22 protein-coding genes and 1 tRNA gene are annotated in these 23371 nt (G+C 67.2%); 10 read left to right on the forward strand and 13 right to left on the reverse strand.

The genetic code is table 11. The annotated features are described in order from the left end of the window. Positions 1-36: 36 nt before the first annotated feature. Positions 37-417 (reverse strand): YbjQ family protein, encoded by a 381-nt coding sequence (locus AC5P9I_RS08770; RefSeq protein WP_130768290.1) that lies wholly within the window; start codon positions 415-417, stop codon positions 37-39. A gap of 98 nt (positions 418-515) precedes the next feature. On the opposite strand from AC5P9I_RS08770, the gene AC5P9I_RS08775 reads away from it, so the two are divergent. After that, positions 516-1223 carry an alpha/beta fold hydrolase gene (locus AC5P9I_RS08775; RefSeq protein ID WP_049470736.1) on the forward strand — a complete coding sequence of 236 codons (708 nt, stop codon included), beginning with the start codon at positions 516-518 and terminating at the stop codon, positions 1221-1223. Here AC5P9I_RS08775 and AC5P9I_RS08780 read toward each other — a convergent pair. Next, a complete protein-coding gene (locus tag AC5P9I_RS08780; protein WP_049470740.1) occupies positions 1180-1959 on the reverse strand; it encodes a YdcF family protein in 780 nt (259 codons plus the stop codon). The two genes, AC5P9I_RS08775 and AC5P9I_RS08780, sit on opposite strands and share 44 nt — an antisense overlap. A 310-nt stretch (positions 1960-2269) precedes the next feature. Between AC5P9I_RS08780 and AC5P9I_RS08785 the strand changes: the two genes are divergently transcribed. Both AC5P9I_RS08785 and AC5P9I_RS08790 read left to right on the forward strand, forming a co-directional pair. Then, positions 2270-2674, forward strand: coding sequence for a hypothetical protein (locus AC5P9I_RS08785; RefSeq protein ID WP_049470743.1), 405 nt, complete (start codon positions 2270-2272; stop codon positions 2672-2674). A gap of 16 nt (positions 2675-2690) precedes the next feature. Then, entirely contained in the window at positions 2691-4409 is a 1719-nt protein-coding gene (locus AC5P9I_RS08790; protein ID WP_495223781.1) for an ATP-binding response regulator, read from the forward strand. A 109-nt stretch (positions 4410-4518) separates the two neighbouring features. On the opposite strand, the gene dkgB is transcribed toward AC5P9I_RS08790, so the two are convergent. Next, entirely contained in the window at positions 4519-5328 is an 810-nt protein-coding gene (dkgB, locus tag AC5P9I_RS08795) for a 2,5-didehydrogluconate reductase DkgB (RefSeq protein ID WP_049470749.1), read from the reverse strand. Between the two features lie 222 nt (positions 5329-5550). Then, on the reverse strand, positions 5551-7671 hold the full coding sequence (locus AC5P9I_RS08800) for a methyl-accepting chemotaxis protein (protein ID WP_049470753.1): 2121 nt from the start codon (positions 7669-7671) through the stop codon (positions 5551-5553). A 183-nt stretch (positions 7672-7854) separates the two neighbouring features. Between AC5P9I_RS08800 and AC5P9I_RS08805 the strand changes: the two genes are divergently transcribed. Both AC5P9I_RS08805 and AC5P9I_RS08810 read left to right on the forward strand, forming a co-directional pair. After that, positions 7855-8310, forward strand: a complete 456-nt coding sequence (locus AC5P9I_RS08805) for an Rrf2 family transcriptional regulator (protein ID WP_049470756.1) — start codon at positions 7855-7857, stop codon at positions 8308-8310. After that, entirely contained in the window at positions 8300-9205 is a 906-nt protein-coding gene (locus tag AC5P9I_RS08810) for an NAD(P)/FAD-dependent oxidoreductase (protein WP_049470760.1), read from the forward strand. Before AC5P9I_RS08805 ends, AC5P9I_RS08810 begins: the two co-directional genes overlap by 11 nt. Positions 9206-9300: 95 nt before the next feature. On the opposite strand, the gene AC5P9I_RS08815 is transcribed toward AC5P9I_RS08810, so the two are convergent. The 4 genes from AC5P9I_RS08815 to AC5P9I_RS08830 all read right to left on the reverse strand — a co-directional run bounded on the left by AC5P9I_RS08815 (position 9301) and on the right by AC5P9I_RS08830 (position 13841). Further along, positions 9301-10521: an RtcB family protein gene (locus AC5P9I_RS08815; RefSeq protein WP_049470762.1), complete on the reverse strand. Its 1221-nt coding sequence runs from the start codon at positions 10519-10521 to the stop codon at positions 9301-9303. Positions 10522-10577: 56 nt separating this feature from the next. Then, positions 10578-11702 (reverse strand): slipin family protein, encoded by a 1125-nt coding sequence (locus AC5P9I_RS08820; RefSeq protein ID WP_049470767.1) that lies wholly within the window; start codon positions 11700-11702, stop codon positions 10578-10580. A 356-nt stretch (positions 11703-12058) separates the two neighbouring features. Beyond that, positions 12059-12131 (reverse strand) — tRNA-Gln (locus tag AC5P9I_RS08825). Positions 12132-12884: 753 nt separating this feature from the next. Beyond that, the gene (locus AC5P9I_RS08830; RefSeq protein ID WP_049470769.1) at positions 12885-13841 is read right to left on the reverse strand and encodes an aldo/keto reductase; all 957 of its coding nucleotides are present in this window, start codon (positions 13839-13841) and stop codon (positions 12885-12887) included. 169 nt (positions 13842-14010) lie between these two features. On the opposite strand from AC5P9I_RS08830, the gene AC5P9I_RS08835 reads away from it, so the two are divergent. From AC5P9I_RS08835 to AC5P9I_RS08845, 3 genes are all read left to right on the forward strand, one after another. Further along, positions 14011-14868, forward strand: a complete 858-nt coding sequence (locus tag AC5P9I_RS08835; RefSeq protein WP_049470771.1) for a class I SAM-dependent methyltransferase — start codon at positions 14011-14013, stop codon at positions 14866-14868. 110 nt (positions 14869-14978) lie between these two features. After that, positions 14979-15230: a hypothetical protein gene (locus tag AC5P9I_RS08840; RefSeq protein ID WP_223224768.1), complete on the forward strand. Its 252-nt coding sequence runs from the start codon at positions 14979-14981 to the stop codon at positions 15228-15230. 109 nt (positions 15231-15339) lie between these two features. After that, positions 15340-15879, forward strand: coding sequence for a pseudouridine synthase (locus AC5P9I_RS08845; protein WP_049470775.1), 540 nt, complete (start codon positions 15340-15342; stop codon positions 15877-15879). A 93-nt stretch (positions 15880-15972) separates the two neighbouring features. Here the strand turns inward: AC5P9I_RS08845 and AC5P9I_RS08850 are convergent, their stop codons facing one another. Together AC5P9I_RS08850 and hrpB are read right to left on the reverse strand one after the other, a co-directional pair. Further along, the gene (locus AC5P9I_RS08850; protein ID WP_049459858.1) at positions 15973-16362 is read right to left on the reverse strand and encodes a hypothetical protein; all 390 of its coding nucleotides are present in this window, start codon (positions 16360-16362) and stop codon (positions 15973-15975) included. Between the two features lie 200 nt (positions 16363-16562). After that, positions 16563-19067 carry an ATP-dependent helicase HrpB gene (gene hrpB / locus AC5P9I_RS08855; RefSeq protein WP_049470779.1) on the reverse strand — a complete coding sequence of 835 codons (2505 nt, stop codon included), beginning with the start codon at positions 19065-19067 and terminating at the stop codon, positions 16563-16565. Positions 19068-19242: 175 nt separating this feature from the next. Here hrpB and AC5P9I_RS08860 point away from each other — a divergent pair, with 175 nt between their 5' ends. Further along, complete coding sequence (locus AC5P9I_RS08860; protein ID WP_130768288.1) at positions 19243-19620, forward strand: hypothetical protein; 378 nt, start codon at positions 19243-19245, stop codon at positions 19618-19620. Between the two features lie 61 nt (positions 19621-19681). Beyond that, on the forward strand, positions 19682-20479 hold the full coding sequence (locus tag AC5P9I_RS08865; RefSeq protein ID WP_049470782.1) for a TatD family hydrolase: 798 nt from the start codon (positions 19682-19684) through the stop codon (positions 20477-20479). A gap of 56 nt (positions 20480-20535) precedes the next feature. Here AC5P9I_RS08865 and AC5P9I_RS08870 read toward each other — a convergent pair whose 3' ends face one another. The 3 genes from AC5P9I_RS08870 to AC5P9I_RS08880 form a co-directional block, all read right to left on the reverse strand. After that, positions 20536-21420 carry an NAD-dependent epimerase/dehydratase family protein gene (locus tag AC5P9I_RS08870; protein WP_049470785.1) on the reverse strand — a complete coding sequence of 295 codons (885 nt, stop codon included), beginning with the start codon at positions 21418-21420 and terminating at the stop codon, positions 20536-20538. Continuing rightward, entirely contained in the window at positions 21417-22355 is a 939-nt protein-coding gene (gene panE / locus AC5P9I_RS08875; RefSeq protein ID WP_049470788.1) for a 2-dehydropantoate 2-reductase, read from the reverse strand. Before panE ends, AC5P9I_RS08870 begins: the two co-directional genes overlap by 4 nt. Before the next feature lie 189 nt (positions 22356-22544). Further along, positions 22545-23312 (reverse strand): hypothetical protein, encoded by a 768-nt coding sequence (locus AC5P9I_RS08880; protein WP_049470791.1) that lies wholly within the window; start codon positions 23310-23312, stop codon positions 22545-22547. Between the last annotated feature and the right edge of the window lie 59 nt (positions 23313-23371).

Consider the following 23371-nt stretch of genomic DNA (forward strand, 5'->3'; position numbering starts at 1 on the left):
CACGCCTGAGCCGAGCATGGGCTCGGCTCTACAGCTTCAACGCGTGGGTTCCACCACCACCGCCGTGCCGTAGCACAGCACCTCGGTCAGCCCGGTCATCACATCGGTGGCGTCGTAGCGCATGCCGATGATTGCGTTGGCACCCAGCTGCCGCGCGTGCTTGACCATGTCGCGGTAGGTTTCCTCGCGAGCCTGTTCGCACAGCTCGGTGTAGATGGTGATGTTGCCGCCGAAGATCGTCTGGATACCGCCGAGGAAGTTGCCGACGATCGAGCGCGAGCGTACGGTGATGCCGCGCACCACACCCAGGTTGCGCACGACGCGATGGCCGGGCAGCTCGAAGGCGGTGGTGACCCGCGAATCGTCGAAGCGCAGCGCGGGTGGGGTGGGGGTACCGCTGTTGTAGGGGTCTGCCATGGTCGCGTCCGTATCGGAGAGTCGAGCTTGCTCGACTCTACAACGCAACCGCCCGTTGCGGCATGGTTCCCTCACCGCACCGGCGCGACAATACCGCCATGACCGACCGTATCCCCCTGCTCCTGCTGCCTGGCCTGCTCAACGATGCCGAGCTGTGGCGCGCGCAGTTGGCTGACCTGGCCGACATCGCCGATTGCACGGTCGGCGACCAGACCCGTGGCGAAACCCTGCAGGCGGTGGCCGAGGACGTGCTCGCACAGGCACCGGCGCGCTTTGCGCTGGCTGGCTTCTCACTGGGCGGCTTCGTCGCCCAGCAGATCCTGCGCATTGCGCCAGAGCGCGTGCTGCAGCTGGCGCTGATCGATACCTCGATCCACGCCGATTCACCGGAACGTGCCGAGCAGCGCCGCAGCCAGCGCGCCAGCGTGCGCCTGCCCGGAAAGTTCCATGGTTTCGGTGATGTGCTGATGCGCAGCTACATCGATGCGTCGCGGCTGGACGACTACGTGCTGGTGCAGCGCGTGCGCGACATGACCGCCCGCCTCGGTGCGGACGTCTTCCTGCGGCAGAGCGCACTGGAGCGCCGTGACGGCCATGATGTGCTGGCTGGTTACCGCGATCCGCTGCTGATCGTGTGCGGCGCCAATGACCGGATCACGCCGTTGGCGGTAAGCGAAGAAATGCACGCGATGGTGCCGCACTCGCAGCTGGTGGTGGTGCCCGATTGTGGGCACCTGGCACCGATGGAAAAGCCGGAGGAGGTCAGTGCGGCAATGCGTGGGTGGTTGCTGCAGGCGCGGCACTGACGGGCTCGATGGGGGCGTCGTTCCAGCCCATCCGGTTGTAAAGATGGTAACGGAGAACGCCAATGCGCTCATGCAGCATCACCTCGACCAGCAGTAGATTGAATGTGGAGGGCAGCCACCCACGGGTGGCGCGGAGGCGGTCACTGGGGAGGCCTTCGGCCGCGATGCCGAAGTGACGGAAGTAGGTCAGGCTCCGCGTGAGATGAAGGCCCGAGGTGACCAGCACCACTCTCGAACTGTGATGACCGATGATTGCACTGCTGTTTCTGGCGTTCTGCCATGTGTTTGCGCTGGTGCGCTCGCGGACGATGTGCTCGGTGGGAACGCCCAGCGCCATCAGTTCCCGTGCATAGACGTCGGCTTCGGCGGCGCCCCCCGCAGCAGTGATGCCTCCGCTGGCAAGCACCCTACAGTTCTCACGCGCGCGCTCGCATTCGTGGTAACGCTGTGCAGCAGCCAGCAGCCGGCTGTAGCCGGCCAGCCCGGGCCTGGAGCCCTGGGCGTCGTGGTCGATGCCGGCACCCAGCACCACGATCACAGTGCGCGGATGAAGTGCGCCGTGATCATTGACAGAACGGGTGCCCTGCGCGCGATCCAGCAACCATTGCGTGACCGGAGCGCTGGCACTGGCTGCCATGGCCAGCGGAAGCGTCGCCAGAAACGCAGCAATGCGCAGACGGCGTTTCCAGACCAGCACGCTGCATGAAAGTAGCAGGAGAAGTGTCAATGTCAGCATTATGGTCCATGAGGAAAGTTTGAAAGAATTCCGATGGCGTAGCGCAATCGTTGCCTACATGCTGGATGCCATGGACCTGAAGCGACTATCACTCCCGGCCCGATGTGCTGCCATCGTAGGCGGAATCATGCTCGCGGTGGCTGCGGGTCATTTGCTGGGTGGCTGCTTTCCACAGCTCTTCGTGCAGATCCATCAGCGAATGCAGTAGCTCGCGGGTCCTGCGTGCTGACGCCTGAAGTCTCCAGTCAGGCGTGACAGGACGCTGAGATGCGTTCGTTCAGGTGTTGAACGCGACAGATGGAGGAAGGCGATGCAACGGTTGAATTCCCGGGTTGGGTTGAACTCAGGCTCACACGCCACGGACTGGCCTGAGCTTGGGGAACGCTCGATGCTTTGTCTCATTGCAGCAACGTCGCCCCACCAGCTGCCTTCATTCACCGCGGCGTTGGACGCGGCCATATCGCAGTGGATGAGCAAGGCGAAAGAAGAATCCTTCGGTGGCATGGAGCAGGAGCTGGCGCGCCTGCATGCCTTGAAGAGCATTACCTCGGCGTTGGGCAGCGCCGGGGTTGCCCTGGCCTGCGACGCATTGAGTGAGTGTCTCCGCTCGGGTACAGAAGCGTGGGCTGTGCGGCGGCGGGCGTGCGCGTTGGCGATGTCTGCACAACGCCTTCTACGCCGTGCGACGACACATTTCCGTATCGAAGGGGGCTGACGTGCGCGAGCCCTGTGTGTCCTCGCAGACCTCAGCCCCGGCGGCATTGCTGCAGGCAGCCCGCGCGCTGGAGATGCACCACCTGGTCTGGCTGCTGTCGTGCCTGCAGGAGCCACGCGCCAGCGGATTCCGGGTACTGCTGCAGGCACTGGTGGTGCTGTGGTGCTGGCTGTGGCTGGATGGTCCGCAGCCGGTTCTGGCCAATGAGGCGGCCAGCGTGTTGCCGGTGGCCGTTGCACTGCTTGCGGTGTCCGTGACATGGGCGCTCGTTGCAAGGCTTTGCATGGAGCGCTGCCGCCACTGGTGCGATGGGGTAGGCCTTCTACTCAGCCTGGCAATGGTTGCGATCCAGGTGGACGCGGCGTTCATCCTGCTGATGACGCTCAATGCAGCCCTGCCTTTCCTCGTGATCTCTGCGACCGCGGTATATGGCCGCAGGGCAATCGCTCCCGCGATTGCATCGACTGCGCTGACATTGCTGTGGGCCGCACCCGAAGGCTATTGGGTGTCTCGGCCTGCCTACCTGGCCTACGCGCTGGCACTTACCATCCTGCTGCCGCTGGTAGTGGCGTCGCTGATGGCGGCGATGCGCGACATAGCGCTGCGCGCCATTGCTTCGCGTGAGGCGCAGGGCCGATTCGTCAGTACGATGAGCCACGAGCTGCGGACGCCGCTGAACGCCATCATCAGTGGGATGCAGTTGATGGAGGTGGGTACGGTAAGTGCAGCCCAACGGCATGCACTGGCGACGGTCGCGAGGCAGGCGCAGGCGCTCAGGCACCGCATCGATGATGTACTGGACGTAGCCAGCATCGACGGTGGCCGGTTGCAGTTGCGGCTTCATCCTTGTTCGCTGCGGTCGATCATTGAAAGCGTGCAGGCGACCTGCATGCCGGCTGCCGCCGACAAGGGCGTACTTCTGCAGCTGGATGGGAGCGAGTGCGATGTCTGGATGCTGGCAGACGGCGGCCGTATCGAACAGGTAGTGACCAATCTTGTCTGCAATGCCATCAAGTTCAGCCCGATGGCGGGCGAGGTATGGGTATCCATCAATGCCACCCGATCGGGTGACGACTGCCAGGTTCAGATCGAGGTCTGCGATTCCGGCACGGGGATCGAAGCCGCGGACCTGGAGACGATCTTCTCGCCGTTCGTACAGCTCAGCCAGGGTGAGGCACGCTGCGAGCAGGGTGTCGGGCTGGGGCTGTACATCGTGCGGCTGATTTCCGATGCCATGGGTGGGACGATCAGCGTGGGCCGCAGTGAAGCAGGCGGTGCCTCATTCGCGTGGCGCTTCACGGTGGCCTCCACCACGGAGGTGGACCCTCTTCCTTCCCTTGAAGAACTTCTTCAGTCACACGCAGCGTCGGTGCGACCGCTGCACTGCCTGCTGTTCGAGGACGTGGAAACCAACCGTGAGGTGGTGGAGCGCCTGCTGCAGAGCGCCGGCCATCGCCTCAGCTCTCGCCATGATGGCCACGATGCGCGGAAAGTGATCATGGCACTCGGACCTGATGTGGTGCTGCTGGATCTGCACATGCCGGGCTGCAGCGGATGCGAGGTGCTGGAGTCGGTAGCCAGTGACCCCGGCGCGCCACCGGTTCTTGTAATGAGCGCGGATACGCGGGTACAGGTGATTGAAAGAGCCCGCGCGCTGGGGGCTGCCGGTTTTCTATGCAAGCCCTTGGACATCCACGACGTGCTGGATATGTTGCGCGGTGTTGCCGAGCGCTGACCGTCCGGTAGGTGCCGACCTTGGTCGGCACGGTGTTTCATCGATCGATCAGACGTCTGCGCCGACCAAGGTCGGCGTCTACCAGAGCAGTTGCGCGCCGTCGTTGGAATCAATCCCAGGCCGGCGCGATGCCTTCCGGGTTCGCCAGGCGATGGCCGCGGTCGAGCTTGGCGATCTGTGCCATGTCTTCGTCGGTCAGGCGGATCGCTGCTGCTTCCAGGTTGCTGGCCAGGTTCTCGCGCTTGGTCGAGGACGGAATGACCGAGAAGCCCTGCTGCAGCGCCCAGGCCAGCGCGACCTGCGCCGGCGTGGCCTGGTGGCGTCCGGCGATGGCCTGGATCACCGGGTCCTTGATCACCTCGCCATAGGCCAGGCTCATGTAGGCGGTGATGTGGATGCCGTTGTCCTGCAGGAACTTCACCAGCAGGCGATTCTGCAGGTAGGGGTGGATTTCGATCTGGTTGGTGGCGATGGCATCGGCGCCGAGGATGCTGATCGCCTTGCGGGTCTGCGCGATGGTGAAGTTGGAGATGCCGATCTCACGGGTCAGGCCCTGCGCCTTGGCTTCAGCCAGTGCGGACAGGTACTCCTCCATCGGCACGTCAACCTTGTCGTTCGGCGATGGCCAGTGGATCAGCGCCAGGTCGACGTACTCGGTGCGCAGCTTTTCCAGGCTCGTGCGCAGGCTGGCCAGCAGCGCATCGCGCTTGAACGCGGTGATCCAGACCTTGGTGGTCAGGTAGATGTCGTCGCGCGGCACGCCGGAATCGGCGATGGCCTGGCCGACCTCGGCTTCGTTGCCGTAGATCTGCGCGGTGTCGATGGCGCGGTAGCCGACCTCCAGCGCGTTGCGCACGGAGTCGATCACGGTCTGGTCTTTCAGGCGGAAGGTGCCGAGACCGAAGGCGGGGACAGTCATGGGGGGCTCCAGCAGAGGGGGAGGGAGGCGGGAATGTCCACGAAAGGGTAGGCCAGTCTCCGTGTGCATGCCGGCAACGGTGCATTGCGCCGCCGTATACGACCGCAGGTCCGCCGCGGGCCCTGGTGGGTGCGGACCGTGGGTCCGCACCCATTCCAGCCGTCGCCCGACCCACGGTCGGGCGCCACCGATCCCCGCGACGTGGGGAACCCGGAAGATTGCTCAGGCCGCGCGCGCCAACGCGTCCTTCGCCGCCGCCGTGGTCGACAGGTCGAACACATCCACCGCATCGATCAGGCGGTTGGCCTGTTGCTCAAGGCTGCGCGCGGCAGCGCTGGCTTCTTCCACCAGCGCGGCATTCTGCTGGGTGGTGCCATCCATCTGGACCACGGTCTGGCTGACCTGTTCGATACCCGCGCTCTGTTCCTGCGAGGCTGCGGAGATCTCGGCCATGATGTCGGTCACCCGCTGCACCGATGCGACGATCTCGGCCATGGTGTCGCCGGCCTCACGCACGCGCTGCGCGCCCTGTCCGACCTGTTCCACCGAGGCCTCGATCAGCGACTTGATTTCCTTGGCGGCCGCCGCCGAACGCTGCGCCAGCGTGCGCACTTCACTGGCGACCACCGCAAAGCCGCGGCCCTGTTCACCGGCCCGTGCCGCTTCGACGGCGGCATTCAGCGCCAGGATGTTGGTCTGGAAGGCGATGCCGTCGATCACGCTGATGATGTCGGCGATCTGCCGCGACGAGGTCTCGATCGCGCCCATCGTCGCCACCACCTGGCCGACCACGCTGCCGCCGTGCGAGGCGACCGTGTGTGCGCCGATCGCCAGCTGGTTGGCCTGGCGTGCGTGCTCGGCGTTCTGGCGCACGGTGGAGGTCAGTTCCTCCATCGATGCTGCCGTCTCTTCCAGGTTGGCGGCCTGCTGCTCGGTGCGGCGCGACAGGTCATTGTTGCCGGCGGCGATCTCCGCGGCGGCGGTGTGGATGTTGCCGGAGGCGTGCTTGATGTCGGTGACGATGGTCGCCAGCTGCGTGGCGGTGGTATTGGCATCGCCGGCGATACGCGCGAACACACCCTGGAAATCACCGTGCATGCGTGCACCGAGGCGGCCATCGGCGATCGCGCGCAGCATCGTCGAGACTTCGCCGAGGTTCAGTTCGGTGGTCTGCATCAGGCGGTTCAGGCCATCGACCATCGCGCGGAAGTCATGCTCGAAGCGCGCGCTGTCGCCACGCTGGCTGAAGTCTCCCGCGCCGGCAGCTTCGGCCAGGCGCCGGATTTCGCCATTGATCCTGCCGAGGTTGTGCTTGGCCATGTCCAGTGCTTCGGTGATCACCGCCTTCTCGCCGGGCAGGCGTTCCATGTCCTGGCTGAGGTCGCCGACCGCATAGCGGCCCATGATCGAGATCGCGCGCATCTTTACCTGGATATGCGCATCGACCAGCGTGTTGCAGTCGGCCACCATGGTGCCGAACGCGCCGGGGAATGCATCGGCCTCCATGCGATGGCTGATGGTGCCGGCCTCGTGCGCCTGTGCCATCGCGGCCTGGGCATCCAGTACCCTGCGCAGGGTGGACTGCACCGCTTGCATGGCCTGCGCGAGGCGGCCGATCTCATCGCGGCTGCGCACCTGCACCACGTGCTGCAGGTCGCCGGCGGCCACCGCACGTGCAGCGGCTTCCACCGCCAGCACCGGCTGCACCACTGCGCGCCGCAGCCACCAGGCCAGGCCGATCAGCAGCAGCACGGCGGCCAGTACGGTCAGTGCCGCGCACAGCAGCAGGGTCTGCCGGGCCTGCTGCGAACGGGACGCCAGCGCTGCTTCAGCCACCTGCGTGGCGTGCGTGCTCAGCGCATCCAGTGCCATCGCCACCGGGCGATCCTTGCCGCGCACCAGGTTGTCGCCGGCCGCGGGATCGTAGCCGGCCGCGGCAAATGCCTGCAGCGCCGCGTGATAGTCCTGCTGCAGCTGCGCGTGCAGGCCAACGAACGCCTGCGCCAGCTCACGCGTGCGCGGGTCCGGGCTGGTGGCCAGACCCTTGGCCAGTTGCTCGACCAGGCGGCCTTCGCTGTCGAAGCCATCCAGGTGGCGTTGGCGCAGCGCGTCGTCGTGCCCGCGCAGCAGCACGTTCTTCCATTCCTGCACCTGGCCACGGAACTCACGCTGCAGGCGTTCGGCATCGCGGCTGTGCGCGACTTCGGGCGGGACCTCGGTGGACAACTTCAACCAGGCGGAGGCCAGGCCTGCCAGTGCGCACAGCAGGACCACGGCCAAGCCAACAGAAACCGCGCCGAGCAGCTTGGACTGCAGGCGCGGAGCACGGACAGACGCATTCATCGGGAAGCACTCTCGGGAAGGGGCAATGCGGTATCGACCCGCTACGCTTCCGCTGAAGTGCGACGAACATCACATTAGCGTTTCGTTTAGTGATGTGAAGGAAGTGTTTCATAGGACAAATGTGTCCATATGGAACAAATACGGACCCTGGACAGGGGATATAAATGTAACTAATGTAGTTACATGAAATCCGCGAACCCGCTCTCTGACGCCCTGCACGTGATGGCGCACCTGGTCGGCCAGGATGGCCCACGCACCTCCGAGCAGCTGGCGTCCTGCCTGCCGACCCATCCAGTGGTGATCCGCCGCCTGCTGGCACAGCTGCACAAGGCCGGCCTGGTACGCAGCACCCGCGGCCATGGGGGTGGCAGCCAGCTGGCCCACGATGCGGCGGCGATCACCCTGCATGACATCTACCTGGCCGTGGGCGCACCGCCCCTGGTGCAGGTCGGTACCCGCGACGCCGGCCGCGGCTGCCCGATCCAGCAGCTGGTCAACAGCGCGCTGCTGGAGGGGGCACGCGAGGCACAGCGGCTGCTGGAGGCGCGCCTGCGGGCGACCACGCTGGACCAGCTCGGCGCCGACTTCGCCCGCCATCTCGCCCATCACCGTTCCCTGGAAGGTCACCATGAATCCTGATGTGCTCATCGTCGGCGGCAGCTACGCCGGCATTGCCGCCGGCCTGATCCTGGCCCGTGCCCGCCGCCCGGTCACCGTCATCGACGCCGGCTTGCCGCGCAACCGCTTCGCCAGCCATTCGCACGGCGTGCCAGGGCTGGATGGCATCAGTGGTGCCGAGCTGCTGAAGACCGCGCGCCAGCAGCTGCTGGACTACCCCACGGTGCGCTGGGTCCATGCCGAGGCCGTGCAGGCCAACGCCAGCGCAGAGGGCGTGGAAGTGCGGACCGCCGATGGCCAGGTGCTGGCCGCGCGCAAGCTGCTGCTGGCCAGTGGCATCGCCGACCAGCTGCCGGCGCTGCCGGGTCTGGCCGAGCGCTGGGGCAGCACCGTGCTGCACTGCCCCTACTGCCACGGTTACGAAGTGGGTGGCGGCGCCATCGGCCTGCTTGGTGGCCATCCGATGTCCGCCAGCAAGGCACCGTTGTTCGCCGACTGGGGCAATGTCACGTTCTTCAGCATGGGACGGGACATCACCGATGAGGAACGCGCCGCCATGCAGCAGCGCGGGGTGCAGATCGAGACGTCACCGGTGCTGCGCGTGCAGGGCGACCAGCCGACCTGGCTGGAGGTGGAGCTGGCCGACGGCCGCCGCATCGCCCAGCGGGCGCTGTTCGTGCCGGCCACCCAGGTGATGGCCACACCGCTGGTGCAACAACTGGGCTGCACATTGGCCGAGAGCCCGCTGGGCGAGCTGATCGAGGTCGACATGATGAAGCAGACCTCGGTGCCCAACGTGTACGCCGCAGGCGATGCGACCACGGTCGGCAACATCACCCTGGCCATGGCCGAAGGCGTGCGCGCGGGTATCGGCGTGCACCACGCGCTGGTGGCCGAAGACAGCGTGCCGCGCTGAATGTGCCGGGGGCAGATCCCTTTCGCAGAAAGGGATCTGACCCCCGACGCGACGCGCTGCTCTGGTAGAGGCCGGCCTTGGCCGGCACCGCTCGGTTACCCCTTCACGCACAGCACCTGGCGCAGGGTGTGCACCACCTCGACCAGGTCCAGCTGCGCGGCCATCACATCGTCGATCGACTTGTACGCGGCCGGTGACTCGTCCAGCACGCCGCTGTCCTTGCGGCATTCCACGTGCGCGGTGGCCTCGCGGTGCTGGGCCAGCGTGATCTGCTGGCGCGCGGCGCCACGGCTCATCACCCGGCCGGCACCGTGGCTGCAGCTGTGGAAGCTGTCGGCGTTGCCCTTGCCACGCACGATGTAGCTGCGCGTGCCCATGCTGCCGGGAATGATGCCCAGCTCACCCTCGCGGGCACTGACGGCCCCCTTCCGGGTCACCAGCAGCTCCTGCCCGTGGTGCGTTTCCTTCTGCACGTAGTTGTGGTGGCAGTTCACCGCCATCGCTGCCAGCTGGAACTTCGGCAACCGGTGGCGCATCTCGGCCAGCACGCGCGACATCATCGCCTCGCGGTTCTGCCGGGCATAGTCCTGCGCCCACGACACGGCTTCGACGTAGTCATCGAACAGCGGCTCGCCTTCCATGAAGAACGCCAGGTCCTTGTCCGGCAGGTGGAAGCCGAGCACGCGCCGGGCCAGTTCCTCGCGCGCCTTCTCGATGAAGTAGGTACCGATCAGGTTGCCGGTGCCGCGCGACCCGCTGTGCAGCATCACCCACACCGTATCGGTCTCGTCCAGGCACAGTTCGATGAAGTGGTTGCCGCCACCCAGCGTACCCAGCTGGCGGTCCAGCTTGTCGGTGCGGATCCTGCGGTGCTTGTCCTTGATCTTCTCCAGGCCGGCGGCCAGCCCGGACTGCACCAGCCGGGTGTGGATGCTGTCGGGCATGCGGTGATGCTCGCCGCCGCGCCCATTGCCGACCGGAATGCTGCGCTCGATGCTGTTGCGCAGTTGCCGCAGGTCATCGGGCAGGTCGTTGGCGCGCAGCGTGGTGCGCACCGCCGCCATGCCGCAGCCGATGTCGACGCCGACTGCGGCCGGGATGATCGCACCGCGGGTCGGGATCACCGAGCCCACGGTCGCGCCCTTGCCCAGGTGCACGTCCGGCATCACCGCCACCCACGGCCCGACGAACGGGATCGCGGCGATGTTGCGCAGCTGCACGTGCGCCTGCGCTTCCAGCGGCACACCATTGACCCAGCCCTTGATCGGCGTGGTGCCCTCGGCGTGCAGCCATTGATAGTTCTGTTGCGTGTCCATGTCTTTGTGTGTGTCCTTGATGGGCCGGCGGCGCGTCCCTGCGCTGCCGCGACCCCCTACCTGATCGTCACCAGCTGCTTCAGCACGCCATCCAGGCCGCCGAACACGGTGAGCGTGTCGATCTTCTCGGTGACCTTCTCCAGTGCCTCCAGCTCCTTCAAGCGCATCAGCACCGGGTTGTCCTCGATCAGCTTTGCGGTGTTGAGCTGCGAACGCGTGGCGTTGGCCTCCTCGCGGCGACGGATCACGCTGGCCTGGGCCTGCTTCTCGGCCAGCACCACGCCGTTGAGGATCTCCTTCATCTCGCCCGGCAGGATCACGTCCTTGATGCCGACGCCGAGCAAGCGCACGCCGTGGCCCTCGATCGCCGCCTGCACATGGGCGGCGATCTCACCGTCCAGTGCTGCCTTGTCGCCCAGCAGCTCGTCCAGGCTGCGCGCGGCAATCGCCTGGCGCAGGCCGAACTGCAGCTGCCGGTAGACGAACTCATCGGCATTGCTGAGCGTGCGGTGTGCACGCACCGGGTCGACCACCTGCACGGTCGCGGCCAGGTTCACCCGCAGGGTCACCTTGTCACGGCTGAGCAGCTCCTGGCCGGACACGTCCAGCGAACGTGCACGCAGTTCCACGCGCTCCACCGACACGTTGCCGTTGAAGTTCCAGAACGCGTGCAGGCCGGCGTCCAGCGTCTGCCGCAGCGTGCCATCGATGAACAGCAGGCCCACCGACTCGCTCGGCACGGTGCTGATCACCGCCACACGCGGCAGCACGCCCAGCTGGCCCAGGCGCTGCTGCACGTCCACCGGAATGCGCGGCTCGTCACCCAGCGCCATCACGCGCACCTGGGTGTCGACCGAACCGCGCCAGTACAGGCGACGGCTGCCCGGCGGCAGGACTTCATCGATGCGGCCATTGCGCAGCACCAGGCCGACCTCGGTGGCGCCGACATTGGCCAGCACGAAGTGGGTGTCCAGCTGTGCGCCCAGCGCTTCGATCAGGCTGTCCTGGTCGCTGCCGGTGTAGGCCGCGCCCTTCGATGCGGTGTGGACGTCTACCTGCGGGCGGCCGCCGAACAGCGACAGGCGGTGCACGCCCGGCAGCAGGATCTGCTGGAAACGACGGTTGCGATACACCAGGCCGCGCTCGCCGTCGCCGATCACGACCTTGATGGTCCAGAACATGGGAGTCTCTCCTTGTATGGCTCTGGTGGTTCGACCCGTTGCGGATGAATCGCCATGACCCGGGTCGATCAGGTCGTGGCGCGGCCGCCTGCACACCACGTGCAGGCAGCGGAAGAGGGCGGCCATCGGCGGACGGTCCGCGCGCGGAGCCTTCGGTGCACCGGCAGTGCTGCCATCGTCGTTCCCGGCAGGCAGCACCGGGGCGGAACGTGGCTGGCAGTGGCGGCGGGCCGGGGCCCGGCGTGCGGTCCGTTGCCGTCCACGCCCCGCCCGAAGGCGATGGCGGTGGACGGCGACGATGGCCGCTGGGGCTTGCGCCCCGGGTGTTGCTTCAGGTCATGACGTGACAGGTCATGTGGTTTGGAGTGGGAATCGAACCCACGACAGACGGAATCAGGATCCGTTGCTCTACCCTACTGAGCTATCCAGTTGGGGACCGCGCGGAATCGAACCGCGTACCGGCGAACCGGTGCCTGCCTCCAGCAGGCGATCCAGGCGATGGCATGTCCGCGACCTCCGGCATACGCCACGGCAACGCCGCGCGCACCAGCCCGTGGTGGAAACGGGACCGTTGGAGAATCGAGGGTGCAGCCCACCGACATTATCGCGAGCGATAATGTTTGGGAGCGATGCAGATAATGTCCAGGCGTCGCCACTCGCGCGAAGTAAATCCTTCTGCGGGGCGGGGAAAATCCTGGGTCAGTGAGCGGCGGGTTGCCGCGCGGGGTGCAGTTCTGGCATCGCGGGTCCTTGTGCCGACGCAAACGAAAACGCCCCCGGGACTTGCGTTCCGAGGGCGTCGTCAGGCCTCGGAGATCGGGGTGGCCGATCTCCGCAGGGCGGGTATCAGGCCGTTGTCAGCTGGGCTTCCCTGCCGAACGCGCGCGCCAGCACGTCCATGCGCAGGCATGGCAGCAGTTTGGCGATGGCGACGGAATGCGCGTTCAAGGGAAGTTTCCAGTGGTTGTTGAAACGAGGTGCGCACGATAAACCACGATTTAGTCGCGCGCAACCATTTTGTTCAATTATTTTCTTCTTTACCGCGCGATGCCGGCCAGCGACCGGCACTACCTGACTGTGTCATGCCGGCCAGCGACCGGCACTACCTGACTGTGTCATGCCGGCCAGCGGCCGGCACCACCTGACCGTGTCATGCCGGCCAGCGGCCGGCACCACCGGGTCTCATGCTTCGGCGCTGGCGGCGTCAAGTTGCGCGATGTCCTGCACGCTCAGCGACAGGTTGGCCGCTGCCAGCAGGTCGTGCAGCTGCTCGACACTGGTGGCGCTGACGATCGGTGCGGTGACCGACGGCCGCGCGATCTGCCATGCCAGTGCGATCTGTGCAGCGCTTGCGCTGTGCTTGCTGGCCACGTCGTCCAGCGCCTGCAGGATGCGCAGGCCGCGCGGGTTCAGGTAGCGCTTCACCACGGTCTCGCCACGTGCCGGGCTCTTGGCTGCATCGGCCGGCGTGCGGTACTTGCCGCTGAGGAAGCCGCTGGCCAGGGCGTAGTAGCCGATCACGCCGATCTGTTCGCGCTGCACCAGGGGTTCCAGCTCCTTTTCGTAGCCGGCACGGTCATACAGGTTGTACTCCGGCTGCAGCGTTTCGTAACGCGGCAACTTGTAGTCGGTGGACACCTTCAGGGCATCGGCCAAGCGCGTGGCGCTGTAGTTGGACGCACCGATGGCGCGCACCTTGCCGGCTTCGATCAGCCGGCCGAACGCGGCCAGGGTCGCTTCCAGCGGCGTCGCCTCGTCATCCTCGTGGGCCTGGTACAGATCGATCACATCGGTCTGCAGCCGGCGCAGCGAATCCTCGACCGCCGCATTGATGTTGTCAGGGGTCAGGCCAGGGCGCTCGGCCCACTTGGCCACCTTGGTCGCCAGCACCACCTTGTCGCGCTTGCCGCTGCGGGCAAACCACTTGCCGATCAGTGTTTCCGATTCGCCGCCGGCATTGCCCGGCACCCAGGCCGAGTACACATCGGCGGTGTCGACCAGATTGAAACCGGCGTCAACGAAGGCATCGAGCAGGGCGAAGCTGGCCTTCTCGTCGGCGCTCCAGCCAAACACGTTGCCACCGAAGGCGAGCGGACGTACATGCAGGCCGGAACGGCCCAGTTCGCGGGTTGCCGTCATGGGCACGGACTCCTTGGGGGAAGTGCTCCAGAATAGAACGCGTTGTGTGACCGTGCTGCGGCGGCAACCACAAAACAGTGTTCCGCGTCAGGCGCGCAGCTAACGTTTTGTGAACACCTGGTGCGCCGCGGCTGCTAGTCTCGCCGCATCTTCCGCTGGAGTCGCTCCGATGATGCCTGTTTCGTCCCTGCGTGGTTGCCGCCTGCTGCTTGCTTCGGCCCTGATTGCCGCTGTTCCTGCGTTCGCCGCACCGGCCACGGTGGCGCCGGCGAAGATCCAGGTGTCACCGGCCATCGACGCGGCGGTGAAGGCACCCACCCGTGATGCCAACAACGTCAAGCGCGACGGCTTCCGCCACCCGGCGCAGACGCTGTCGTTCTTCAAGGTGACGCCGGAGAAGACCGTCATCGAGATCACGCCTGGCAACGGCTGGTATTCGGAGATCCTGGCGCCGCTGCTGCAGGACAAGGGCCGCTACGTGGCTGCCGTGGTCGATCCGATGGCGGTGCCCGAGGGTCGCGGCCGTGACTACCAGCAGCGCAGCCGCGACAGCCTGGAAAAGAAGTACGCCGGCGCGCCGGCACAGTTCGGCAAGACTGCCGTGGTGGCCTATGATCCGGCCAAGCCGGTGTTCGGCCCGGCCAATTCAGCCGATGTGGTGCTGACCTTCCGCAACGTGCACAACTGGCGCAAGGCTGGCCAGGCGCAGGGCATGTTCCAGGGCTTCTTCAACGTGCTCAAGCCGGGCGGCGTGCTGGGCGTGGTCGAGCATCGCGCCAAGGCCGACGTGGCCGACGACGATGACACCGGCTATGTCGGCCAGCAGCAGGTGATCGCAATGGCCGAAGCCGCCGGCTTCAAACTGGACGCGCGCAGCGAGGTCAACGCCAACCCGCGTGACACCAAGGACCACCCGAACGGCGTGTGGACGTTGCCGCCGACCAACCAGCACGACAAGGCAGATGATGCGAAGTACCAGGCGATCGGCGAAAGCGACCGCATGACCCTGCGCTTCATCAAGCCGTAAGTGCGGCGCCGGGCTGCGCCCGGTGAGCGCTGCGGCGTCACAATGGACGTAAGGTGTATCCGCCGGGCGTGGCCCGGCCCTGCTGCCAATGGAGTGGACAGTTGAAGAAGGTGTTCTATATCGCTGTTGCAGTGCTGGTGTTGGCGCGGCTGATTGATTTCGTGTTCTACGGTGGCCATGCCTACGACCTGGTGGCGACGGTGGGGTTTGTCGTGCTGTTTGCCGGTGCGCTGCTGGAGGAGCGCGCGCGGGCCATGAATCCGCCGCCGGTTCGCCTGCGGCGCCGGGCCAATGTCATCGCGGCGTGCGGCATCGCACTGGTGCTGGGCTCTTTCCTGCTGGAGTGGAAGGTCTTCGGTTGATCGCGTCGCAGCTTCGGCGGGCGTGATGCCCGGTAGCGCCGGGCCGCGCTCGGCGAGCGGGCAGCGCGGCATGGGACAATGCTTGCACCCGCCGCCTGCCGTGCCCGCAATGCTGATCGCCTTCAACAAGCCCTTCAACGTGCTCTGCCAGTTCACCGACCGCAGTGTGCCGCCACGGCCGACCCTGGCCGGGTTCGGCCTGCCGCCGCGCGTGTATGCCGCCGGCCGCCTGGACCATGACAGCGAGGGCCTGCTGCTGCTGACCGACAACGGCACCCTGGCGCACAAGCTCACCGACCCCCGGCACAAGGCCGACAAGACCTACTGGGTGCAGGTGGAAGGCACGCCCGGTGACGAGCAGTTGCAACGGTTGCGCGACGGGGTGGAACTGAATGACGGGCCGACCCTGCCGGCGAAGATCGAACGCCTTGATCCGGCCCCCGCGTTGTGGACGCGCGATCCGCCGGTACGCTTCCGCAAGACCGTGCCTGACAGCTGGCTGGCGATCACGATCCGCGAGGGGCGCAACCGCCAGGTGCGGCGGATGACGGCGGCGGTGAACCTGCCGACACTGCGGCTGGTGCGGGTGTCGATGGGACCCTACCGGCTGGACGACCTGCAGCCCGGACAGTGGCGGCAGATCGGTTGAGACAGAAAGGGCCGGAGGCCTTGCGGCGTCCGGCCCTCATGCGCTGCCCTGGGTCAGAGCCCTTCCTGCGGAAGGGATCCGACCCCGGTGGATTCACGCGTCGCTGCCGATATCGCTGTGCTCGTCCACCACGGTATCGTTGCGGCGGTCACGCGCGCTGATCCGCTGCGCCTGCCCATTCACCACGTGGCCGTTGGCGGCCTTCTTCTTCTGCTGCTTGCGGTACAGCGCATAGCCGAGCAGGCCGACGCCCACTGCGGCGGCGGCGATGGTCACAGCCGGGTTGCGGCGGGCGAACTTGGTGGCGACCTTGCCACCGGTCTTGACGGCGCCCAGCGCCGCGCCGGTCTTGATCCAGTCACTGGCCTGCGGGCCAAGATGGCGCAGGCTGCCACCGGCGCTCTTCAGGCCGTCGCCGGCACTATGGGCCAGGTCCAGGGCGCGCTCCAGAGCGCGGTCGGTGATCACGGTCAGCTTGCTCATGCGGGGGTCCTTTGCCTCGGGTCGAAGTCCAGTGTCGCGTGTTGCCCGTAAACGGTATGTCAGTCGGGGACGCAGGCGGTGTGACTTCAGCGTAGCCATTCAGGATCAGGCAGGGTCCGCTGGCGGGAGTGCCGGCCGCCGGCCGGCAATGCGCTCCACCTGGTGCCACGGAGCTGCCGGCCAGCGGCCGGCACTACCAATCAGGTCCCGCGCGGCTTGGCCCGGTGCGTGGCCGTGGCCGTCCACGGATCATCCGGCCACGGATGGCGCGGGTAGCGGCCCTTCATTTCCTTTTTTACTTCGGCGTAGGTGTTCTCCCAGAAATTGCGCAGATCCTGGGTGACCTGCAGCGGGCGGCCGCCGGGAGAGAGCAGGTGCAGGGTCAGCGGCACGCGGCCATCGGCGATGCGCGGCGTATCGGCCAGACCGAACAGTTCCTGCAGCTTCACCGCCAGCACCGGCGGCAGCGGATCGCCGCGCTCGCTGTCCAGCGCATAGGTGATCGGCCGCTCCAGTCCGGACGGCACGGTGATGCGCGTGGGTGCATGACGCTCGATCAGCTGCCGTTGTGACCACTCCAACGGCGACTTCAGCGCCTCGCCGAAACTGGACTCGTCCAGCGCATCCAGGCGGCTCTTGCCGGCAAATGCGGGCTGCAGCCACTGTGCGCGGTTGGCCAGCAGGGCCGCGTCGCTGCAGTCGGGTAGATCCAGTTCCGGCATCCAGCGTCGAAGCGATTCGACACGGGCCTGCCACTGGCGCAGGCCTTCGGTCCACGGCAGGGCCTGCAGGCCGAGTTCGGCCACCGCATCGGTCAGCGCCTGCGCGGCATGCTGCGGATCGACCCGGCCGGCGGAGCGGCTGTCGAGCACGATGCGGTCGAAACGGGTCTCGCGCAGCGCCACCAGGGCGCGGCGTTCACTGTCCCAGCGCACCACGTCTTCAGTGACGAAGCGTTCCGGCCACGCGTTGCGCAGCCGGCCCTCATCCACCGGGGCGGCACGCAGCAGCAGCGCATCGCGCGCTTCGAAGCGCAGTTCGCTGGCCACCAGCCACGGTTCACCACGCAGGTCACTCAGCTCGTGCAGGCGCGCGCTGCGACCATTGGCCAGCAGGTAGCGCAGGGGATCGCTGGGATGCTGGAAACCGATCCGGTCGGGAAAAGCGTGTGCGAGCAGGTCACCGAGTTCGTGCGCTTCGATGCTGGACGGCGGCGCGGTCTCGCAGCGCAGGCGTCGTCGCCACTGCTTGGCGGCAGCATCGATGGCGGCCAGCCCGCTGCGATTGGCGTCCACCGGCGCGCGGCCGTTACGGAACGCGGCCAGTGCGCGCCAGCGGGCCGCCAGCGCGTCACCGCCCTGGCGCAGCGGGTCGCGCGCTTCCAGCAGGGCGGCCAGATCGGCGGCCAGGGCCTGCGCACGTGCATCGGGCGCTGCCAGCAGCATTGCCGCCATCCGTGGATGCGTGCCCAGCGCCAGCACGCGCCGGCCGAGTGCGGTGATCGCGCCACTGCTGGACAGCGCGCCCAGCCGCTGCAGCAGTTCGCGCGCCGCGCCCATCGGGCCGGCAGGTGGCGGATCGAGGAAGCGCAGGTCAGTGCTGCCCCAGGCGGCCAGTTCCAGCGCCAGTCCGGCCAGTTCCACCTGGTCGATCTCGGCGCGGCGTTGCGGCTCCAGCCGCTGCGACTGCGGCCACAACCGCCAGGCCACGCCTTCGGCCACGCGGCCGGCACGGCCCGCGCGCTGGTCCGCCGAGGCCTGTGCGATGGCTACCACGTCCAGCCGGGTGAAACCGCTATTGGGGTCGTAGCGCGGCTCGCGCGCCTGGCCGCTGTCGATCACCACGCGCACGCCGGGCAGCGTCACCGACGACTCGGCGACGTTGGTGGCCAGCACCACGCGGCGGCGCCCATCGCTGGCCGCCTGCAGTACGCGCGCCTGCTGTTCCACCGGCAGTTCACCGTGCAGGGCCAGCACCTCCACGCCGGCATCCAGCGATTCCTGCAGGCCCGCTTGCACGCGCGCGATCTCGCGCTGGCCGGGCAGGAACACCAGCAGGTCACCCGGATGCTCGGCCAGGGCCTGCTGCACGGCGCGGCGCACCTGCAGTTCCAGGGTTTCATCGCGGCGCGCCGGGAAGTGGCTGATCGCCACCGGATAACTGCGGCCCTCGCTGCTCAACCGCGGTGCATCGAGGAAGCGTGCCAGCCGCTCGCCGTCCAGCGTGGCCGACATCACCACCAGGCGCAGGTCGTCACGCAGCTGCGCCTGCACGTCCAGCGCCAGCGCCAGCCCGAGGTCGCCACTGAGGTGGCGCTCGTGGAATTCGTCGAACAGGATCGCACCGACCTCTTCCAGCATCGGGTCGTCCTGCAGCATGCGGGTCAGGATGCCTTCGGTGACGACTTCGATGCGCGTGCGTGACGAGATCCTGTTCTCGAAGCGGATGCGGTAGCCGACCGTGGCGCCGACGTCCTCGCCGAGCTGTCGCGCCATGAACAGCGCGGCGCTGCGTGCGGCGACCCGGCGCGGCTCCAGCAGGATGATCTTCCGCCCCTGCAGCCACGGTGCATCGAGCAGCGCCAGTGGCACCTGGGTGGTCTTGCCGGCGCCAGGTGGCGCTTCCAGCACCAATCGAGAGTGCTGTCGAAGTACGTCCAGGACCTGCGGAATCAGCGTGGAGATCGGGAAAACAGGCGGTTTCATGTTCCAAGGATAAACGTCCCGGCGCCGACGTGGCTTGACCCCGCAAGGTCGGGGTGCTCTGGTAACGCGCCCTGCCTCCGGCCTGCCCATGCGTCCCAGCCTCCTGCTTGCCTCACTCCTGCTGCTGCCTACGTGCAACAGTGCCAGCGCCGCGCCGTCCGACACAGCCCACCCGATGGCGCGCCTGCTGGGTGCGGACGTTCAGCAGCGCTACCTGCCGCAGGGCATGAGCGACGAACTGTCGATCCGGCGTGCCTATGAACAGGGCATTCTGCGTTCGCCGGACTTTCCTTCGCTGGAACTCTCCGGCGACCAGGCTTTTATCTTCTTCGCCCAGTTCGCGCGCAGCAGGATGGGGCCGACCTTCAATACCTTGACCGTGTGCCACAATCCAGACGGCTTCCGGCTGTTGGTCGGAGGTGGATCGCGCCAGTCCTGCGCAGCACGCCCCGACGCGGGGATGCGGTTCATCCGCCAACGAAATGGCGACCTGGTGTGCGAGCCCTGCGCTGCGCTCAACTTGCCGGAGCGCTGGGAGCGCCACACGCATTGACCCGCCGATCACCGCCGAGGCGGGGGCTACAATGTGCACGAATACTGCCCAGTAGCCCCCCATGCACCTGATCGATATCGGCGCCAACCTGACCCACGACTCCTTCGACCGCGACCGCGATGCCGTGCTGGACCGCGCGCGCCAGGCCGGCGTGGTGCAGATGGTCATCACCGGCGCCAGCCGCGAGCACTCGCCGCTGGCCCTGCAGCTGGCGCAGCAGCACCCGGGCTTCCTGTACGCCACCGCCGGCGTGCACCCGCACCACGCGGTGGAATACACCGAGGAATGCGATGCTGAAATGCGCGCGCTGCATGCCCACCCCGAAGTGGTGGCGGTGGGCGAGTGCGGGCTGGACTACTTCCGTGACTTCTCGCCGCGCCCGGCCCAGCACCGTGCCTTCGAGCGCCAGCTGCAGCTGGCGGCAGACAACGGCAAGCCCCTGTTCCTGCACCAGCGCGATGCACACGCCGATTTCATGGCACAGATGAAGAACTTCGAAGGCCGCATCGGCCCGGCGGTGGTGCATTGCTTCACCGGCGAACGCGATGAGCTGTTCGACTACCTGGACCAGGACTGGTACATCGGCATCACTGGTTGGCTGTGTGACGAGCGCCGTGGCGCGCACCTGCGCGAACTGGTGAAGAACATCCCGGCCAACCGCCTGATGATCGAGACCGATGCGCCGTACCTGCTGCCGCGCACGCTGAAGCCGATGCCGAAGGACCGCCGCAATGAACCGATGTTCCTCTCGCACATCGTGGAAGAACTGGCCCGTGACCGGGGCGAGGACGTGGCCGTGACTGCGGCCAATGCCACTGCCGCCACGCGTGCGTTCTTCCGCCTGCCCGACGCGGCTTGATGGTAGTGCCGGCCGCTGGCCGGCAGCACATCCTGATTGCCGGCCAGCGGCCGGCACTACCGGAGCAGGTCGCGCAGGCCCTCACGGTAGCTGGGGAATCGCGGCTGCCACCCCAGCGCGGCACGCGTGCCGCGACTGTTGATGCGCTTGCTGCTCTGGTAGAAGCGCCGCAGGGCCGGGCTCAGCGCCGGGTCATCCAAGGCCACGGCGGGTGGCATCGCAAATCCCCCCAGCTGCGCGGCGAAGGCCAGCACGTCCTGCGGCGGTGCCGGCTCGTCATCGCTGGGCAGGTACATCCCCTGCGCTACCGGTCGCTGCATCGCCGCGATGATCACCGCGGCCAGATCCTGCACGTGCAGGCGGTTGAACACCAGGCCAGGGCGCACCACGTGGCGTGCACGCCCCTGCGCCAGCTGCAGCAGCGCATTGCGACCCGGTCCGTAAAGGCCGGGCAGGCGCAGTACCGCAGAGGCAATGCCGCGTTGCTCGGCCAGCGCACGCCACTGGGCTTCCGCGAGCCGGCGCTGCACGCCGACGGCTTCAGTGGCGTCCGCCACGCTGGATTCGTCGATCCAGCCGCCGGCACGGTCGGCATACACCGAGGTCGATGACAGATAGCCGACCCAGCGCAAGGCCGGGCTGGCGTGCAGCGCCGGCAGCAGCATGCGCAGCGCCGGGTCACCCTCGGCATCGGCCGGTACGCTGCACAGTACGGCCTCGGCGCGCGCGATCTCCTCGAGCAGGCCGGGCGCAGGCGGGGTACCGGCCTGCAACGGGTACCGACGCAGGCCATCGTCGGGCGACGCTGCCGGATCACGTACTGTCCCGGCAACCTGCACGCCGCGCGCCTGCAGCTGCGCGGCCAGCACGCGTCCGCTCCAGCCCAGGCCGAGGATCAGCACCCGTCCCGGCAGCGCGCTCGCCTGCGGGCTGAGGCTCACGCGCCGCGCAACGCCTGGTAGGCCTGCAGGCTGCTGTAGGCCACCTGCAGCAGCAGCGCTTCCTGGTCGGCCTTGCGCGCACGCGCCAGCATGTCGCCGACGATCTGCTCGGCCTCCACCTGCTGGCCCGCTTCCAGGTCACGCAGCATCGATGCCTTCAGTGCCGAGCCGGCCTGGGTCAGGGTGCCGCGCGCGGTGTCCTGCGCGGCCTCGGGAATCGGTTCGCCGGCGGCTTCGGCAACGGCCAGGCATTCGTCGTACAGGCCGCGCACGATGGCCTGGCCATCATCGGTGGCAACGATGGTGCCGATGTCGGCACGCAGCAGGCAGGTTGCCGCCGCCAGCGCGGTCAGGAAGGTGTACTTGATCCACTGTTCCTGGCCGATGCGGTCGCTGGCCACGTGGTCCAGGTTGGCCTTCGCGCAGACCGCAGCGAAGGCGCGCACGCGCGCGGAAACCGCACCGCCATCACGCTCGCCGAACGTCAGCTTGGCCGGCTTGCCCAGGTGCAGCACCGCGCCATCGGGTGCCTTGGTGGCGCTGATGAAGCACAGGCCGCCGAGCACGGCCTCACGGCCGAAGCGCGCGTCCAGCGCGTGGTAGTGATGCAGGCCATTGAGGATCGGCAGCACCGTGGTGCCCGCGCCAACGGCCGGGGCAATGGCGTCAATGGAGCTGTCCAGGTCGTAGGCCTTGCAGCTGAGGATGACCAGATCGAACGGCGTCTCCGCAGCGAGCGCGGGCAGCGCATCGGCGGTGACGTGCTGCACCGGGAAGCGGGCATCGCCCAGCGGGCTGCGGATGACCAGGCCGTCGCGGTCCAGCTGTGCGGCGCGTGCCGGGCGCACCAGGAAGGTGACATCGACGCCGGCCTGGGCCAGGCGACCACCGAAGTATCCGCCGGTACCGCCGGCGCCGAGGATCAGGATGCGCATTGCACGTTCACCGTGTTCTGGGGGAATCAGAACTGCGATTGTGCCGGAGATTGCGGCCAACGGCGGTGCCCCTCGTGGTGGTTCGCGGAAAGCACGGTTCAGTGGGGTTGGCCGGGTGCGGCCACCACGGAAAACAGATCAGGAGCGGAAGCGGGGTCGCTCGCTGCGCGAGCGGGTGTAGAGCCGCGCTCAGGGCAGCTGTTCGCTGAAGCCTTCGGTGTATCCCAATAGAAGCGTGGTGCGGGAGGTCAGCGTTGCAGCCAGTTGTGACCAGGTGTCGTGCGTTCCGGCAGCGTAGACGCGCTGCAGGTCCGCGACCAGAGCATCCGCTTCCGCAGGCGAAGGCGCGCTGTCGCGCTGGAAGCCCAGCCACGATGCGCCGAGTCCGAACAGGTGGTATTCGTAGTGCTTTTGCAGGTGCCGGATCAGGGCGTGGTTCTGGAAGATGCTCCAGTCCGCGCTGAAGTAGCCGTTGGGCAGGGCGGCGATCAGCAGGTCGTCACGATCCACGGGCACCTGTTGCACGCAGACCACCTCGTCGACGATGAGGTCCGGTGCGGCATTGGCCGCGACCAATGCCTCGATGTCTGCGTCATTGCACATCAGCGTGCCCGCCAGTGCGCCCCATTCCAGCCGATGAGAGGAATGCTCGAGTTGCGCGACCACATGCGCAAGCAACCGCCCGCGTGCCGCCAACGCATCGTCGGGGGTTGCCGGGTCTTCGTCCTCGTAGAGCGCGATGCGCGCGTCGTCTGACGCGTGCATGCTGGTGTAGCGGCACTGGCCGGCATCATCGAGCGTGCACAGGTAGCGATACCGGGGATCAGCCGCGTGCCGCGAGGCCAGGTATTCCAGCACCTCATCCAGCGTGGGTGAATCGCCCAGCAACGCATGGCTGAAGGCATCGATGGGGCCATCCGATACGGCCTCGTCCAACGGAATGGAAGTGATCTTCATCGCCACAGCCTAGCCGTAATCCGAAACGAAAAGAGCCAAGCATCGGCTTGGCTCTACAG

The organism is Stenotrophomonas sp. YJH_SMC_29 (genome assembly GCF_059371235.1).

Excerpts from the sequence above, each read along its gene's own strand:
- dkgB (WP_049470749.1), bottom strand. The coding sequence starts at position 5,328 with ATGACTGTCCCCGCCTTCGGTCTCGGCACCTTCCGCCTGAAAGACCAG.
- AC5P9I_RS08775 (WP_049470736.1), top strand. The coding sequence starts at position 516 with ATGACCGACCGTATCCCCCTGCTCCTGCTGCCTGGCCTGCTCAACGAT.
- AC5P9I_RS08845 (WP_049470775.1), top strand. The coding sequence starts at position 15,340 with ATGCTGATCGCCTTCAACAAGCCCTTCAACGTGCTCTGCCAGTTCACC.
- AC5P9I_RS08785 (WP_049470743.1), top strand. The coding sequence starts at position 2,270 with ATGCAACGGTTGAATTCCCGGGTTGGGTTGAACTCAGGCTCACACGCC.
- AC5P9I_RS08810 (WP_049470760.1), top strand. The coding sequence starts at position 8,300 with ATGAATCCTGATGTGCTCATCGTCGGCGGCAGCTACGCCGGCATTGCC.
- panE (WP_049470788.1), bottom strand. The coding sequence starts at position 22,355 with ATGCGCATCCTGATCCTCGGCGCCGGCGGTACCGGCGGATACTTCGGT.
- AC5P9I_RS08800 (WP_049470753.1), bottom strand. The coding sequence starts at position 7,671 with ATGAATGCGTCTGTCCGTGCTCCGCGCCTGCAGTCCAAGCTGCTCGGC.
- AC5P9I_RS08815 (WP_049470762.1), bottom strand. The coding sequence starts at position 10,521 with ATGGACACGCAACAGAACTATCAATGGCTGCACGCCGAGGGCACCACG.
- hrpB (WP_049470779.1), bottom strand. The coding sequence starts at position 19,067 with ATGAAACCGCCTGTTTTCCCGATCTCCACGCTGATTCCGCAGGTCCTG.
- AC5P9I_RS08820 (WP_049470767.1), bottom strand. The coding sequence starts at position 11,702 with ATGTTCTGGACCATCAAGGTCGTGATCGGCGACGGCGAGCGCGGCCTG.
- AC5P9I_RS08835 (WP_049470771.1), top strand. The coding sequence starts at position 14,011 with ATGATGCCTGTTTCGTCCCTGCGTGGTTGCCGCCTGCTGCTTGCTTCG.
- AC5P9I_RS08850 (WP_049459858.1), bottom strand. The coding sequence starts at position 16,362 with ATGAGCAAGCTGACCGTGATCACCGACCGCGCTCTGGAGCGCGCCCTG.
- AC5P9I_RS08880 (WP_049470791.1), bottom strand. The coding sequence starts at position 23,312 with ATGAAGATCACTTCCATTCCGTTGGACGAGGCCGTATCGGATGGCCCC.
- AC5P9I_RS08860 (WP_130768288.1), top strand. The coding sequence starts at position 19,243 with ATGGCGCGCCTGCTGGGTGCGGACGTTCAGCAGCGCTACCTGCCGCAG.
- AC5P9I_RS08830 (WP_049470769.1), bottom strand. The coding sequence starts at position 13,841 with ATGACGGCAACCCGCGAACTGGGCCGTTCCGGCCTGCATGTACGTCCG.
- AC5P9I_RS08805 (WP_049470756.1), top strand. The coding sequence starts at position 7,855 with ATGAAATCCGCGAACCCGCTCTCTGACGCCCTGCACGTGATGGCGCAC.
- AC5P9I_RS08780 (WP_049470740.1), bottom strand. The coding sequence starts at position 1,959 with ATGCTGACATTGACACTTCTCCTGCTACTTTCATGCAGCGTGCTGGTC.
- AC5P9I_RS08770 (WP_130768290.1), bottom strand. The coding sequence starts at position 417 with ATGGCAGACCCCTACAACAGCGGTACCCCCACCCCACCCGCGCTGCGC.
- AC5P9I_RS08865 (WP_049470782.1), top strand. The coding sequence starts at position 19,682 with ATGCACCTGATCGATATCGGCGCCAACCTGACCCACGACTCCTTCGAC.